Origin of the sequence: Lysinibacillus sp. NPDC097231, from assembly GCF_044761885.1 — a bacterium.
Classification (GTDB): Bacteria; Bacillota; Bacilli; order Bacillales_A; family Planococcaceae; genus Lysinibacillus.
The window spans coordinates 38542-54440 of sequence record NZ_JBIWDH010000024.1 but is presented as its reverse complement, the minus strand read 5'-3'; the positions used below and the strand labels follow the sequence as shown (position 1 = coordinate 54440).

At 34.0% G+C, this 15899-nt stretch carries 16 protein-coding genes; 9 read left to right on the top strand and 7 right to left on the bottom strand.

Going from position 1 to position 15899, the window contains the following annotated elements:
• The first annotated feature begins 723 nt into the window (after nt 1–723).
• Nucleotides 724–1149, top strand: a complete 426-nt coding sequence (locus tag ACIQXF_RS14905) for an Hsp20/alpha crystallin family protein (RefSeq protein ID WP_402784029.1) — start codon at nt 724–726, stop codon at nt 1147–1149.
• Between the two features lie 219 nt (nt 1150–1368).
• Here ACIQXF_RS14905 and ACIQXF_RS14900 read toward each other — a convergent pair whose 3' ends face one another.
• A complete protein-coding gene (locus ACIQXF_RS14900; RefSeq protein ID WP_402784027.1) occupies nt 1369–1932 on the bottom strand; it encodes a cupin domain-containing protein in 564 nt (187 codons plus the stop codon).
• Nucleotides 1933–2336: 404 nt separating this feature from the next.
• Here ACIQXF_RS14900 and ACIQXF_RS14895 point away from each other — a divergent pair, with 404 nt between their 5' ends.
• Nucleotides 2337–3176, top strand: coding sequence for a YitT family protein (locus tag ACIQXF_RS14895; RefSeq protein WP_402784025.1), 840 nt, complete (start codon nt 2337–2339; stop codon nt 3174–3176).
• Between the two features lie 82 nt (nt 3177–3258).
• Here ACIQXF_RS14895 and ACIQXF_RS14890 read toward each other — a convergent pair whose 3' ends face one another.
• From ACIQXF_RS14890 to ACIQXF_RS14875, 4 genes are all read right to left on the bottom strand, one after another.
• On the bottom strand, nt 3259–4164 hold the full coding sequence (locus tag ACIQXF_RS14890; RefSeq protein ID WP_402784023.1) for a D-alanine--D-alanine ligase: 906 nt from the start codon (nt 4162–4164) through the stop codon (nt 3259–3261).
• Between the two features lie 4 nt (nt 4165–4168).
• The gene (pdxR, locus tag ACIQXF_RS14885) at nt 4169–5641 is read right to left on the bottom strand and encodes a MocR-like pyridoxine biosynthesis transcription factor PdxR (RefSeq protein WP_402784021.1); all 1473 of its coding nucleotides are present in this window, start codon (nt 5639–5641) and stop codon (nt 4169–4171) included.
• A 531-nt stretch (nt 5642–6172) separates the two neighbouring features.
• A complete protein-coding gene (locus ACIQXF_RS14880; RefSeq protein WP_402784019.1) occupies nt 6173–7036 on the bottom strand; it encodes a hypothetical protein in 864 nt (287 codons plus the stop codon).
• The gene (locus ACIQXF_RS14875) at nt 7026–7550 is read right to left on the bottom strand and encodes a sigma-70 family RNA polymerase sigma factor (protein ID WP_402784017.1); all 525 of its coding nucleotides are present in this window, start codon (nt 7548–7550) and stop codon (nt 7026–7028) included. The genes ACIQXF_RS14880 and ACIQXF_RS14875 overlap by 11 nt, the downstream gene beginning before the upstream one ends.
• A gap of 155 nt (nt 7551–7705) precedes the next feature.
• On the opposite strand from ACIQXF_RS14875, the gene ACIQXF_RS14870 reads away from it, so the two are divergent.
• Both ACIQXF_RS14870 and ACIQXF_RS14865 read left to right on the top strand, forming a co-directional pair.
• Nucleotides 7706–8485, top strand: coding sequence for an ABC transporter ATP-binding protein (locus ACIQXF_RS14870; protein ID WP_402784015.1), 780 nt, complete (start codon nt 7706–7708; stop codon nt 8483–8485).
• Nucleotides 8485–10116 (top strand): hypothetical protein, encoded by a 1632-nt coding sequence (locus tag ACIQXF_RS14865; RefSeq protein ID WP_402784013.1) that lies wholly within the window; start codon nt 8485–8487, stop codon nt 10114–10116. The genes ACIQXF_RS14870 and ACIQXF_RS14865 overlap by 1 nt, the downstream gene beginning before the upstream one ends.
• A 155-nt stretch (nt 10117–10271) precedes the next feature.
• Here the strand turns inward: ACIQXF_RS14865 and ACIQXF_RS14860 are convergent, their stop codons facing one another.
• Both ACIQXF_RS14860 and ACIQXF_RS14855 read right to left on the bottom strand, forming a co-directional pair.
• Nucleotides 10272–11237 carry an alpha/beta hydrolase gene (locus ACIQXF_RS14860; RefSeq protein ID WP_402784011.1) on the bottom strand — a complete coding sequence of 322 codons (966 nt, stop codon included), beginning with the start codon at nt 11235–11237 and terminating at the stop codon, nt 10272–10274.
• Between the two features lie 24 nt (nt 11238–11261).
• Complete coding sequence (locus ACIQXF_RS14855) at nt 11262–11765, bottom strand: GNAT family N-acetyltransferase (protein WP_402784009.1); 504 nt, start codon at nt 11763–11765, stop codon at nt 11262–11264.
• Between the two features lie 199 nt (nt 11766–11964).
• On the opposite strand from ACIQXF_RS14855, the gene ACIQXF_RS14850 reads away from it, so the two are divergent.
• The 5 genes from ACIQXF_RS14850 (at nt 11965) to ACIQXF_RS14830 (ending at nt 15520) form a co-directional block, all read left to right on the top strand.
• A complete protein-coding gene (locus tag ACIQXF_RS14850) occupies nt 11965–12315 on the top strand; it encodes a hypothetical protein (protein WP_402784007.1) in 351 nt (116 codons plus the stop codon).
• 276 nt (nt 12316–12591) lie between these two features.
• Nucleotides 12592–13959 (top strand): M1 family metallopeptidase, encoded by a 1368-nt coding sequence (locus ACIQXF_RS14845; RefSeq protein ID WP_402784005.1) that lies wholly within the window; start codon nt 12592–12594, stop codon nt 13957–13959.
• 175 nt (nt 13960–14134) lie between these two features.
• Nucleotides 14135–14473, top strand: a complete 339-nt coding sequence (locus tag ACIQXF_RS14840) for a hypothetical protein (protein ID WP_402784003.1) — start codon at nt 14135–14137, stop codon at nt 14471–14473.
• Nucleotides 14474–14805: 332 nt separating this feature from the next.
• Complete coding sequence (locus ACIQXF_RS14835) at nt 14806–15291, top strand: DUF2975 domain-containing protein (protein ID WP_402784001.1); 486 nt, start codon at nt 14806–14808, stop codon at nt 15289–15291.
• Between the two features lie 10 nt (nt 15292–15301).
• Nucleotides 15302–15520, top strand: coding sequence for a helix-turn-helix domain-containing protein (locus ACIQXF_RS14830; protein ID WP_402783999.1), 219 nt, complete (start codon nt 15302–15304; stop codon nt 15518–15520).
• Nucleotides 15521–15899 lie beyond the last annotated feature (379 nt).

Genomic DNA, 15899 nt, shown 5'->3' with positions numbered 1-15899 from the left:
TATGCCTCGGCATAATTGCGTCCGGATTCGGCTTTGTGCCTGTACAAAGAACTCCTCTCCGAATCCGTGACATCCGCCGGAGGCTTTAACTTCTTTCAGCAGGTACAGGTGTTTGGACATCGCTGAAAGAAGTTAAAAGGTTTGAATTCGTTTATCTTGAATTTATTTATCTTGAATTCGAGATAATAATACCACGATGTTTTAATTTACGTCAATAGGTTTGTTTATTTAAAAAAGCAAAGATGTAATGATATAAAAATCTCTGCTCAGCTTTCCGTCAAAAGAATAAATATTAAATAATGCGTATCGATAAGCAAAGGTTGATTTTTACTCCGAGTTGGCGCTTTCCGCGGGAGTCGCCACTCTCCGAGAAAAATCAACGGTCCCTAATCATTATTATGGAAGGTCCAGCTTAAATTATAATGACTACGTCTGATTATTTTTACAGAAGGTTCCGACTCTCCTAACAAAATGACTGTCAGGGTCTTACGATTAATTCTCCATACAAGCTACAGTTAAGAAATGTTAAGATTTCAACATTTCGTTTATGTAGGGGAACTGGGACTCATGAAGATAAATCCACTTGTTTTGAGTTAATAATTCCACTAAATCTTCAATTTCATCTTCTAATGGTTTATAGTCCAATTCGTATAATCCTCTAATGCATAAAATTTTTATAAATCGAAATAGTAACCCTGTAAAAATATTGAGGAGGTATTCATTATGGGATTAGAGCCGTACGAACCATTTAAGCACCTAGCCAAAATGAGAAGAGACCTTGATCGTTTATTTTCAGACTTTCCGTTTTCCTTCGATAACATGAAACCGTTTGGTGGTATTCGAGTAGATATTCATGAAACTGATAATGAGCTAGTGGCTACTTGTCATATACCTGGATTAGAAAAAAAGGAAGATATCGATATTGACATAGAAAATAATATGCTAAAAATTAGTGGTATTATTAATCGAGCAAATGAAAATATGCATAGAGGAGAACGTTATATGAGTCGTTTTCAACATGCTATATCTCTTCCAAGACTAGTAGACCATGAAGGAATATCAGCTACTTATAAAAATGACCTTCTGAAAGTTAAAATGCCAAAACTAGCAAAAGATAATACAAAAAGAATTAATGTAGAGTTTAAATAAAAGCATATCCTATTCAAAAAGACCGAGATCTCGTAGAATCGGTCTTTTTATGTACTTTACAACGCCCAAAACAAAAACCATCATATCCTTTGTAGCTAACTTTTTGGATGGCTTAATATCTATATATAAATCATTTAAATGACGAGAAAAAAGACAACTTCTCTAAGTAAAGTTGTCTTTTTTAGTTATATTTGTAGTATCGAGAAATTACAAAATCTATTATTGGTTGCCACTACCGTACCCTGCTTCCGAGGTCATAGCGTCTGCTTTAGTAACATGTACAGTACCAAATGGGTGGTTAGGAGGAGCGTAGATCGAATAAAGCTTTAGTGGCACACTCCCTGTATTTGTGACGTTATGCCATGTTCCAGCAGGCACTATTACGGCATAATCATCCTGGACCATTCTTTCATAGTTTAAATTGTTTTTACTTGGGCCCATTTGAGCAAGTCCCTCGCCCTGTTCAATATATAAAAATTGATCAACATTTGGGTGTATTTCCAGACCAATATCTTCACCAACATTAATACTCATTAAAGTAAGCTGTAATTTATTCCCTGTCCACAGAGTAGTACGATAATTATCGTTTTGCTTAGCCGCCTTTTCAAGATTGATGACAAGTGGCAGGGTTCCATAATCTTTTAATACAATACTTTCATCATTAGAAAAACGAGAAGGGTCAGCTCTGTTTGCATACCCTATCTGGTTAGGAAGGGTCCAATAAACAAGCTGATCTCCATAGTTATACATAGGCACGTTACCGTAATAAGGAATGTAGTACATTTTCTCAATCCCCTCACACATTATAAGATTATCCTATGCAACTTGTTTATGAAATGTACTAATACACATTTCTGACATTTGCAAGTTTCCAGAGTATGACTTATCCCCATCTAGGTAAGCTAAAAGAAAATGTAGTTTGTTCTTTTGCTATAGATGTAACATTGATGTCAATAAATTGCTTCTTCACAAGCTACTTGGTTATTGTCAGTTCAAGACCATTTCCTTGCATTATAGGAGTCTCGTGACATCTCATTTGTGTAAAGTCGCATAGATCTGAGGATATCCTTTTCTTGATTACCTTTACCTTGACTCCAAACATCTTCTTGTTGAAAGGTATATAAAATAAAGAGAACTTGATATAGTATGTATTTAGGAAAAAATCAATTTTTTTGGTGGTGTGTAATATGAAGAAATACATTATGGATTTTTTAATGATTGCGATTGGGGCGATGCTTTTTGCGCTGGCGGTAAATTTATTTGTTATTCCTAATGATTTAGGTGAAGGTGGCGTAACTGGTATAACTATCATTGCGTATTATCTGTTTGGATGGTCGCCAAGTATTGTGAGCTTTGCACTAAATGCAGTTTTATTAGTGGTTGGCTATAAATTTTTAAGTAGGCAAACGACTATTTATACGATTATTGCCGTAACCCTTCATTCACTTTTTTTGCATTTGACAGAATCGTGGTCCATTTCTTCAAATGAAATTATTGTGAATACTATTTTTGGCGGAGTGTTTGCTGGAGTTGGCATAGGCTTAATTATAAGAGTAGGTGGAACAACAGCAGGTTCAACTATCTTAGCTAGAATCACGAACAAATATCTGGGCTGGAGTGTTAGTTATGGTCTATTATTTTTTGATTTAATTGTTGCTTTTTCATCTTATTTTATTATCGGGGCAGAGGCATTAATGCTGACTATTATTATGCTCTATATCGGAACAAAGGTAATGGAGTTTGTGATTGAAGGTGTAAATCCTAAAAAAGCAGTTACCATTATTTCAAAAAAACCAGAAGACATTGCTAGTCATGTCAATGGGTTTATGAATCGAGGCGTCACAGTGCTATCAGGGCACGGCTATTATACGAAAGAACAGAAAGAAATTCTTTATATTGTTATTAGTAAACAGGAAGTTGTAAAACTAAAGAAAATCGTAAAAGAAATCGATAAGGATGCCTTTATCGCCATTCACGATGTAAGAGATGTGTTTGGACAAGGGTTTATTGAATTATCTAAATCTTAGTTATACTGACCTAATAATCTGAGAAAACACCTTATGTTGAAAACTTAACATAGAGGTGTTTTTTGCAAAACGGGTATTAGGTTTACAGTCTTCTAACCTGCAAAGAAATTTCTATAATCTTATCCAATAGGTTCTCATAGCTGATCCCTGCTCCAAGTGCGCTTTTTGGGAGTAAGCTATTTTTTGTCATCCCTGGCAATGTATTGACCTCCATGACATATGGGATTCCATCCTTGATCATCATATCAATTCTGGCATAAACACTGCACTTTAAAGCGTTATAGCAGGCCATTGCAGCTTCAGCAACACGTTCATGTATGGCAGTTGGAAGTTCTACAATCTCCTCAATCGTAGCGGCATCCTCATATTTCGCCTTATAGTCAAAAAAGTCTGCAGTATGTCGAATCGAAAGTATTGGTAATAGTTCACCATCGATAATAGAGCATGTTATTTCTTCCCCTTTAATATACTTTTCAATTATAATTTCAGAATCCCATTTGAATACTTCCGAAACCGCTGATACTAAAGTATCTTTATCTTTTACTATTTTTACACCTACGCTGGAGCCACCCGAATTAGGTTTTACTACTAATGGGTACCCCATTTTATCTAATTCATCTAAGCCAAGCTCCTCAATAGTCGAAAGATGGAGCCAATCTGGTGTTTCAACTCCCTCATAACGTAGAATTTTTTTCGATATATTTTTATCCATACACATACCGCTTGCTAGCATCCCGCTCCCGGTATATGGAACATCTAAGGTTTCAAGTACACCTTGAATCGTGCCATCTTCCCCAAATTTGCCGTGAAGCGCTAACAAGGCAATATCGAGGTTTCTCACCTTTTCTACAAGCTCTTTTTTGTCATGTAGTTCAATCGCGACAACTTCATATTTACTCTTATCTAAATGGGCAATCATTTCTGCCCCTGTCATGATAGAGATTTCCTTTTCAGAGGAAACGCCCCCCATAATAACGCCAACTTTCATATGTTCAACTCCCCATTTCATTTTTCAAAGTGTCACCGATGATCTTAATTCCACGGACAATATCCTCTTCTTTTAACCGAGAAAATCCTAATCTTAATGTGTTACTGCCTTCATCATTACTATAAAAAACATCTCCAGGATAAAAAACAACTCCCCTTTGATAGCACTTTTCCAATAGTGTACGAGCATTCATTCCTTCTTCTAGCTCAATAAATAGATGAAGCCCACCATCCCCAGTCATTCTTTTAAAAGGGATGTATTGATTGCAAGTCTGACGGGCTAGTTCATATTTTTTCTTATAGACTGCCTTGGCCTTTTTTAAATATTTTTCGAAATAACCATCCTGTAAATATTGATAAAGCACGGCTTGATCTAGTGTCGATGTATGAATAGTCCGTGCCCTTTTTAAACTTTCCAAGTAGTGGATAAGCTTCTTATCTGCTAGAATCCAACCAACACGTAAGCCGGGAAAAAGAATTTTTGAAAAGCTACTAATATAAATAACATTGTTACCAGCTCCGATAAAAGTCATTAACGGTGCTAAATGAGAACCAGAATAAAGTAATTCCTCATTAAAGCCATCCTCCACAATTGGAATTTGATATTTAGAAAAAAGTCTAATGATTTCAGCCCTTTTTTCTGAGGAGGTAACAATTCCTGTTGGATTATGATAAGACGGGATTAGATAGGCAAAATCAAAAGCTTTTTCTGCCAAGCATTTTTCAACTTGATCTATATCAATACCATCATCCTTCATGTCGATTCCGTGAATGTCAAAGCCATGTAAACGAAAAAGCTTTAATGCTGCATGATGAGTTGGATTTTCGCAAATTACACGCCCTGATTTTTTAGCGAAAGAAGATAATAAAATATCCAATCCTTCGGTAAAACCATTCGTAATCAACATACCCTTATTAGAAATATCAACACCCTTCATTTCCATATAGTGAAGAAGGTACTCGATTAGAGGTTTATAGCCCTTTGCGTATCCGTAATTCAATACGATATCTCCTTCAAGGGACATACGAGTTAAAAAGGCTCTTTTAAAATTTTCAACATCAAAAAGTTTTTCTTCAGGGGCCACACTGTTGAAGGAAATCATGCCTTTTTCCCAGTGAATATCTTCTTGCTTCATCAAATCTAATTCGTCCGCTAACAAGGTAACTTTATTAAGCCTTTCCTTCCAATGAAGTTCAATGGATGTTGTTTTCACTGTTACGACCTTCCCTACAAAATTCCCTTTTCCTTTCACTGCATAGATAATGCCCTCTTGCTCTAAATCTGCATATGCATTCAGTACTGTATTTCTACTGACCAATAATAATTTACTAAGTTCACGGGTAGATGGAAGCTTCTGATGCTCCAGCAGGTGTCCCTTCATAATCATTTCTTTTAAATAATCTTTTAATTGAATATAAACCGGACGATCATCCATAAGCTTAAAATCATTAAACACTTCCTTGCCCCCTTGCTTCATTTTTGCATAACTGTTTCAAACTCAAAAGGTCCACAGCATGTGGAATTTTCTTTAGACGTGGTTGCTACAATAAAGATACATTTATTCTTATGTAATGAAGATAAACTCACTCCTATCTATTCTGGCACACAAGTTTCAACATGGTAAAAAAATAAGGAAACGTTGATTAAAATTAACGTTTCCTTATTTGATAGTGTATATAGCTTTCAATCCTATCGATTAAAATACCGATTCCAAAAACCATGATCCCTATATAAAATAGGTATTTAAAGTAAATAGAATTGTGATAGCCTAATGGATAGACCAATCCAATTAAACTACTGATTATCCCTAAAATAATAATGATATTTCCAATTTTCAAAGATATTCCCCTTATCATTTCCTCAATGTTTATGTCAAAAACACTCAGGTACTTTAGTTCGTTTTAAATAGACCTACTCTTGTAAATTCATCTCTAACATATTAGCGCAAATTAACCCTACATGTACCTTTGCTTCATCAATTATAGGCCATAATTCCCCGTCCAAAATACTAATATATTTTGCCATTTTCATCACAATTAAATTCAATGGTAAATGCCTTTTCAAAGTGAAATTTATTATAATCAAAATTTCCTTCAATACGAATACTATAGGTCCTACCACCATCTATTAAAGAAACCTTATAGGATGTTTGCTCCCACGTGCCGCTAGGATAGGCTAATTTTGTTGAGATGTTGTCTGCTTTTATAAATAATTGTCGCTCATGAACTTCATTATATTTTGTTTCAAAATGTCCAGTTACTTCGATTGTTTTCAAAATATCTGGGAAGTAAATATACGTTGTTTTAGTTGTACTACCATCCGCATTTGTAATAACTGGTTCCGGGGATGTTAGCATATTATCAATTTTCTCACGTTCTGTTGCCAAGTGTTGTTCTACCCCCAATTGAATCCTTTTTTCAAATTCTTCCGGTGTAACCCAATATTCTTCTTCAAATTCCTCTATTGGCGCAACAAAGGTAGATAAACCTGGTTTCTGTTGCATAGCTTTTTCTACGATCTCCACATATTGCTTATAATATTGTTTTTTTACCTCATCTGTAAGAGGAAGGGGTGATTCTTTAGGTATATCTTCTGTAGGTTGTGTAGGTGATTCAAAATTTTGCTCTTGCACTTCACCCGTAATAGCCATTGATGAATCATCAGAAGGAGAGCTAGCTTTCTCCATCGATTGAATAGTAGGTAATAGACTAATTCCTATTAGGATGACCGCTACTATTGAAACAATTAAGGGCTTAAAATGATATTTAGGTATATTAGAATGCTGTATTTTGGCACGAATATTCTCTTTCTCCGTCTCTGACAATTTTACAGAATTAGGAATAGACCTCTCTAGTTCATTTTTAATATTCATATTCAATTTCCCCCTCCTCTACCGTTATTTTTGCTAGTTTCCTGCCCCGTACTAGACGTGTTTTGATCGTGTTAGGAGAGCATTTTAAAACATCGGCCATCTCTGCAATCGATAATTCAACATAATAATGCAGCCACAGTACTTCTCGATATTTAATCGGTAACGAATTCACTAATTCTCCAATTGATTGATTTTGCTCTTTCTGTAAATAGTCCATTTCAAGAGAATCTCGTTTTAACCAAGTTCTCACTTTTTCTGTTACTTCTAACTTTCTATAATGCCAGCTTTTTAAATAATTTTGACACTCGTTCACAGCTATACGATATAAATACGTTTTAATGGAAGAACGCCCTTTAAAACAATCAAGACTTTTATAAAATTTAAAAAAGACATCCTGTACAATATCTTCTGTTTTTTGTATTTCTTTTACATATGTATAAACTAAACGCTTTAAATAATCACCATGCTGCTCCATCGCTTCATTTAGCAAAACTTCTTTGTCATCATTCGTCAAAACAAAACCTCCCCTCTTATAAAGTTAGACAAGACTGGAAATGATCTGGTTTCATCTTACAAAAAGGAATATCCCCCCTTTTTATATGATATATTATATTTATGGTTATCTTTTTCCATGTTTATTATTAACAACCTCTAGGAGGGAGCTGCAAGATGGAAGAAATTTTAACGATTACAAATTTGACGAAGAGCTATGGAAACAAAGAAATTTTAAAAGGCATTGATCTTCATGTATCCAGAGGAGAAATTATCGGCTATATTGGTCCGAACGGTGCAGGTAAAAGCACGACTGTCAAAATTATTTTAGGAATCGAAGGGGAATACGGCGGAGAAATTAAGCTTTTTGGGGAAAATATACAAAAAAATCAAATTAACTATAAGCGAAGAATTGGTTATGTACCTGAAATCGCTGATGTTTATGATAATTTAACAGGTTATGAATATTTAACATTCATTGGCCAGCTTTATGGACTCGAATTAGAAGTAGCAGCAGACAAATCAAAATCCTTAATGGAGTTGTTCGGTGTCGGAGAAGCATATCATTCAAGAATATCTTCTTATTCAAAGGGTATGCGGCAGAAGCTGTTAATCATCGCAAGTTTATTACATAATCCAGACTTACTATTTTTAGATGAACCAATCAATGGGTTAGATGCTAATAGTGTCATGATTTTTAAGGAGATCTTAACGCAACTAGCCGCTCAAGGAAAAACCATATTTTATTCATCTCATATTATGGACGTGGTGGAGAAAATCAGTAGCCGTATCATCCTGTTGTATGATGGAAAAATCGCTGCCGATGGGACATTTGCCCAGCTACAAGCCGATAACACAGAGGGAACTCTAGAAAGAATTTTCAACCAATTGACGGGCTTCCACGAGCATCAGGAAATTGGTGAAAAATTTGTTTCAATTGTACAAGAGGTACGATAATGACGGATTTTAAAACCCTACAATTACTGGATAAATTCCGAATTATTTTTATCAAGATGGGCATTGATTATGAAATGATGCGGAAAATCCTTCATATAAAGCTAACAATGGATGAGCGTAAAATACCAACATTATTTAACCAAACCAAGAAGAAGGACGATCAAAAATACGGCTATATTAAATCTTTATGGATTTATGTTTTATTCGGGCTTATGCTCATTCCTCTAATGAGCTTTGGGCAAAACTATCTTTTCCAGATGAGTATTTCGTATGCCATGATTATTTTTTTAATTATGACATCCCTCATCTCTGATTTTTCATCAGTCCTGTTGGATGTACGGGACAGAAGTATCCTTTCGACTAAGCCTATCTCTGCTAAAACCATTAATGCAGCTAAATTTATGCATATTTTTATCTATTTGACGTATTTAACTGTTGCATTAACGGCTATTCCACTTTTGGTAAGCCTATTTAATCAAGGCATTGTATTCTTTATTTTAACAGTGCTTGAGATTATTTTAATCAACCTATTTATTGTCGCTCTTACCGCCATTCTCTATATTGTGATTTTACGATTCTTTGATGGGGAAAAGCTGAAGGATATGATCAACTATGTACAAATCGGGCTATCCTTAATGCTAATGATTGGCTATCAAGTTCTTATTAGATCATTTGAACTTGTCAATTTAGATATGGTGGTTGCGTTTCATTGGTGGAGTGTTTTCCTTATACCAATGTGGTTCGCCGCTCCCTACGAGTTACTGCTAAATGGTGACTATTCTTTATTGACAATGGTTTTCTGTATTTTGGCGATCATCATACCCATCATCTCGATATGGCTTTATATCAAACTAGTTCCAACCTTTGAACGTAATTTACAAAAACTATTAGGCACAAGTAAATCAAAAAAAGAAAAAAATAATCGTTTAAAGTCATCTTTATTAGCGATTGTTTGTCGAACTCATGAAGAAAGAGCATTCTACCGCTTCGCTTCCCTAATGATGAAGCAAGAGCGGGAGTTTAAACTGAAAGTATATCCATCTTTAGGCTTTTCGTTTATCATCCCATTTATCTTTATGTTTACTTTTAGTAGATCGGAACAAATCGATTATTCTGTCAGCATGGGTTATTTAAATATTTATTTTAGTATGCTCATTATGCCATCTGCTGTCCTAATGCTTGGTCATTCTGCTAAATATAAGGCTGCGTGGATTTATAAAACACTGCCGCTAAAAGATTATAGAGATCTACAAAAAGGTAGCTTAAAGGCATTTTTAATCAAATTGTATATTCCGTTATATATAGTGCTAAGTATTATTTTTTGCTATATTTATGGCCTTAGAATTATCCCAGACTTATTAGCAGTATTAGTAACCAGCTGTTTGTTCACCATAATTTGTTACTTCGGTATGAGTAGCAAAATACCTTTCACTAAGCCCTATGATGAGATCGGTGATGCCCAGGGCTGGAAAACCATTTTACTATTCATCCCATTAGGTATGCTGGCAGGGTTACACTATTTAATAGCCAGTCAAATTACTTTTGGGTCAATTATCTATTTTATTATTCTTATACTCATAAACCTAATAATATGGAAGCTTGCTTTTAAGCGTACAGAGAGCATTATTTAGAATGAAAAACGGCTTCAGCCTACCATTGATTGGGCTGAAGCCGTTTTTTAGCCTTTTAATTTCGTAATGTCATTTTGTATTAGTTCTTTAACAGCATTACTAAAGATAGTAGCATTTAATAGATGCTGGAAGTTTAATTTTAGAAACGGAAACTATCAATTCATGAAGCTCCCTTGATTCAAACTCTCTATATATTTTTCTGATTCGTCCGCTATTCTCTTAAATTCAATATCATGAACATAGTGTGAGCAATCTAATTTTATAAGTTTGCCCTCATCATGCTTGCTAATGAAATCCTTTTGTAATTCATGCCATGTATCCTCATCCCAGCCTGTCCCTTGACCGTTTGAAGAGAACATAAGCATTGGAACATTTGGGATTCCAGCCGCTCCTACCTTTTCAGCATTTGCTTTAATTTGCTTAACTTCATTTATCATATTTTTAGTTACGGTTCTACGATAAAAAATCACTTTAGACAGTTCTTTTTCTTGCTTTGTCAAATTCCCATACTTCATCGCATCACTTTCGGAAAGGCCAGGAATCCACCTCGTAACGCCAATCTTTGCAGCTAAGGAACTTAAATAGATCATCGACATATTTATATCATAATCCTCGTATGCAGTTGGAACAGCCATATCCAACCCTACAATTGCTTTTACCTCATCTGGATGAACTTCAGCCCAATATAATGCTTCAATCCCAGACATAGAATGAGGAAATAAAATATAAGGTCCTTCAACGCCTGATTTTAATAGAGCTTCCCTTGTTTCACGCAAAATAGTATCAATATCACGGTCAGAATCTGTAATGTCACTAAATCCATAGCCTGCCTTTTCAACGACAACGATTCTATATTTATCACTTAACAATGAATATAATGATTTAAAATCTAAAACAGGTGAGCTTGTGCCTCCCCCAGACATAAATACAAGCGTTTCTTCACCTTTTCCTTCTATGTAAACATGGATCTGATGACCATTAACTTCTAGCATTTTTCCAGTTGGAATAAATAGTTTATCTTCTTTCGATAGCTGCATTTGATGGATGAAAAAGCTCGCAGTAATGATTAACAAAAATATCACAATAAAAACTATAAATACTTTTACTATTCGTTTAATCACTGCTTCACAAACCCCTCCTATTCTTTAGTATTCGAAAATATAATGTATAAATTTCAAGTTTTGACCATTCATTTCGAACACTTCATCACTGATACATACTGGTTTAAATCCATTTTTTTCAAGAACTCTTTGAGAGGCAATATTATTCGTTGTTGTTTTTGCTTTTATCTTTTTTATATTGCTTTCTGATTCTATTAATAGTTTTAAGGCTCTAGCTCCTATTCCCTTTCCACCATATTCTTCTCCAACTCTATAACCAATTTCCGCACAATGATTAGTTGCATCAATATCCACTAAATTGATTCTACCAACAATATTGCCCAAGTTATCTCTTATTAAATAGAATATTGATTTTCGTTCCCGTTGTTCCGTTAAAAGCTCTCTATGTCTTTCTTTAAACGTTTCAAAACTATAATAATCTTCTCCGCGACTAGGTACCATTTGTTCAAAGAATAATCGATTTTCCTTTTCAAAAATAAATAATTCTTGTTCATCACATTCTTGTAATTTATGGATAGATATGTCCAAATTACTCAAACCCCCCGCCCTTAAATTTGTAATAAAATAACAAATATGTTTCTTAAAGATATATTATAGGAGAGTTTGATTTTTATCAAACTTTTTAATGAAGCTATGGTATTCATTGATATAATAAAAGAGCATTCTTAAAATGGATTATTTTGCTTTTTTAACTAACAAATAACTTGTAGAAAAAGGTGATTAATTTATGAAACGAGCTGTATCGTGGATTTTATTTTATACTCTTTTAGTTGGAGTAGGTGTTGGTAATTATATGAATTTGGATAAGCATTATTATTTCCTACAAGAATTCTATGATTTCCCTGTTCCAAAAGATGCAACGCTTGACAGTGAAAATACGAATGGAAAAGGCTTTACATGGGGGAAATCCACAGGTACAGAGGTTCCTCTTAGCTATCGTTTAATGATTATAAAGAGTGGATGGAAGCAAGTTAAAATTGATGGTCATAATGTCATTTACAAAAAAGATGACGATTTGATAAATCTCTCATTAGCATCCAAGTATATTGGCGTTCTGAAGATAAAGGATACAAATTAACCTCTTACGGATCGACCCTTTATGAACGGGCAGTAATTTATCTGTCGCGAAAGCAGAGGGAAGCAGCTCGACCCCGCTCGCGGAAAGCATCCACCCATCCTTCCGGTCAACGGCTTTATCAATGTAAAAGAAAAAGGCTGTTTTACGAAAGATTGTTGCTATTCAACTAACAGGGCAGGCTAGTGTAAAAAGGAATCTCAATTGAGTATATGGAATATATTAGTAATGGTAAATTTTAAGTTTGAATATTCGATATAGGAAAGGGGATAACTTCTTTTGAAGAAAATATTGTTTATTTACCTTCTAAGTATATTTTTATTAATAGGTTGTTCAGATATAGTTTTCAATCCCCAAGAAATACCATCTGGGAGCCAAAGTAATTATAATATGAAATTAAGTATGGATACCAATGGGCTTTTTAGTGCAGAAATATCAATAGATATTCTCAATGTTTCTAATGAAAAATGGGATGAGTTAAAACTTTATTTTATTCCTAATATGTTTACGTCCGAAAATTCTCCTCAATTAAATACCCCATCTGAAATTGGAATTGAGTCAGTTAAAATTGACAATCAAGATGCATCATACTTACTTGAGAAAGATATAATAAACATCCCTTTAAGAACATTGGTTTCTCCAAATGAAAGTGTTAAATTTCAAATGAAATATAACTTCACCTTACCAATCGACGGGTTTAGATTCGAAAAAATCGATAGTAATTATCATCTCGCTCAATGGTATCCAATGGTTCCTACCTATCAAAAAGGATGGAATAAGCAAGATTATTCTTTCAAAGGAGAGTCATATCACACAGCTTTTAGTAACTTTAATGTAACATTTGATATTCCTAAAGAATACACTCTTGTTACAACCAGTGATGAAGATAAATTTCCAAGTGTAAACAATAAATCATTTCGAATTGAAAATGTAAAAGAAATATTTGTTGCTATTTTAAAAGACCCGCAAGTTATCGAAAAAAAATCTAATAATGTAAATATTAGAGTATTTGGAAAGGGTAGATCAGAGGAGTTTTTAGAGGAAGTGGCAGAGACTGCTGTTGAATCTTTCAATTACTTTCAAAGTATTATTGGGCCGTATCCACACAAACAGTTAGATATTATTTTAGATGGGCCAGGAATGGAGTATCCAGGGGTGGTAACAGCAGGCTCCATCTATGGGCGTTCTGTCACAAACGAAGCATTAAAAAATATTGTAATTCATGAAATTGCTCATCAATGGTTTTACGGAATAATAAGTAATGACCCATACACCGATGCGTGGTTAGATGAGGGAATTGCTGAGATTGCAACTTATTTATTTAAATATCCAAATGAGAAAGAATTAAGATATATAGACTTTTCAGACAAAATGGAACCGTTGCCTTCCAATTTACCATTACATGACTATTTAAAAAGTATACAAAGTAATTATATCTATGGTCAATCCTACTCAAACTTAGCTAAGATTTTCAATCAACATGGTGGAAAACAAACAGCAGAGGATTTTTTAAGTAGATATTTTACTCTTTATAAGTATAAAGAAGTAGATACAAATGAATTCGTAAGGTTCATGAAATTCTATTTAGAATTAGAAGATGATTCCTTATTTGAAGGTTGGTTAGAACTGGAGACTAAAAATAAATAATTAATTATTCAACAGGGGCTTTAGTCAAGTGGAGCAAAGTCTTTTAAGACATTGAATTGTTTAACTTGTGTTCAACAATCGGTAAACGCAACCTTTTATTTTAAAATAAGTCAGATTACACAATGAGGTATTGTGAAAGGGAGAGTTCATCATTGGAATTTCATTAATAATTTTAATGGTTGTTGGCATTCTTGCATTTTTTACGTTTATCATTCCAGTATTTATAACTGTTAGAAAAGACAAGAAAGGAAACCCACCTCGAAAAATCTCTTATGTAATAGTAGGACTGTTGGTTTTGAACTGGGTATTTTACTTAGTTAATGGTTACGCTCTGTTACCAACAAATATTGCGGATGCTGTGTTTATACCCGTATGGTTAGCATTATGCGTCGCAGGTGCAATCACAGCAACCTATGAATTTAAAAACAATAAAGTTTTTGCTATTCCAGTTGCTGGATTAACCATTATCAGTTTATTACTTTGTATTTTTAGCTATGGAATATCAAATATGTAAACGTTTTGCAAATTAGCAAACAGGCTCGGTTGTTTAATAAGCTTCACTGTTAATATTAAACTAATAGGGCAGTTTAATTGATGTCGAATGATAACAAAGTCGGGTACTGAAATTCAACTATATAAATGAAAGTCGAATAAATAAAAACAAATTTATAACTCGATCCATTAGTTATGGGTCGAGTTTTTTATTGTGAATATTTTAATGAATATTAAAATTAAAAGGATATATAAATAACAATAATAATACATTCAAAAACAATACGAATTTATCGCAAAACGATAAATGGTATGTTAAATTTATAATGTTATTAAATAAGTGAGGTGCTTAATATGAATGTTAAACGAGGTTCAACAACTTTCTTAAAGGTAATTATTTTTCTGGCTGGAATTGCAATTCTCGCTTTATGTATATTTTTAGTACCCCATTTGGCTAATTTTGCATCAAGATTGTATCCAAATTTTTCTCCAATGAAATATCTCATTTTCATCGTGATGTATGGATCAGCTGTGCCTTTTTACTTTGCTCTCTATCAGGCTTTTAATCTTTTGCGGTACATTGACGAGAACACAGCATTCTCGGAATTATCTGTAAAGGCGTTAAAGAGCATAAAGTGCTGTGCGATTATAATCAGTGGTTTGTATGTATTAGGTTTGCCACTATTCCATTTTATAGCAAATAAAGTTGACCCTCCTATTGGAATAATGGGACTCATCATCATTTTTGCTTCGTTGATTATCGCCGTTTTTGCTGCTATCCTCCAACGGCTTCTACAAGAAGCGATTAATATAAAATCAGAAAATGATTTGACGGTCTGAGGTGGATGATATGGCAATTATTATTAATATTGATGTGATGTTAGCAAAGCGAAAAATGAGCGTAACGGAGCTTTCGGAAAGGGTTGGGATTACTATGGCGAATCTTTCTATTCTGAAAAATGGGAAAGCAAAAGCGGTTCGTTTTTCAACATTAGAAGCGATATGTAAGACTTTAGATTGTCAGCCAGGTGATATTTTGGAGTACAAAGGTGACGAAGACATTCAATAAAAACAGAAAGTGTTTTGACAGTTTCAATAGAAGGGAAAAGGGATCATGGTGTTGTTTCTCAAGAAGATGTAGAACTGGTTAAGGATTTACAAGAATTGGGTTAAATGCTGATGGTGTTATAAATGTTTTACTAGGTTATGTAAAAATCGTTAGTAGAATTAGGTTTATTTACCCATTGGCAAGAGAAATGTGTGAAAGTTGGCTCAAGAAGAATGTCTCAACTATTGAAAGCGTAATGGCCTTTGTCAGGGACGAATGGAATAACTAAAGTCCTCAAAATTATTTTCCAACATCAAATTCCTTATTGAACGGAGTGCTTTAGTTAAATATTCGATTTACGAAATATCAAACATAAAAACAGCCAAGAAAAAAGACTGTA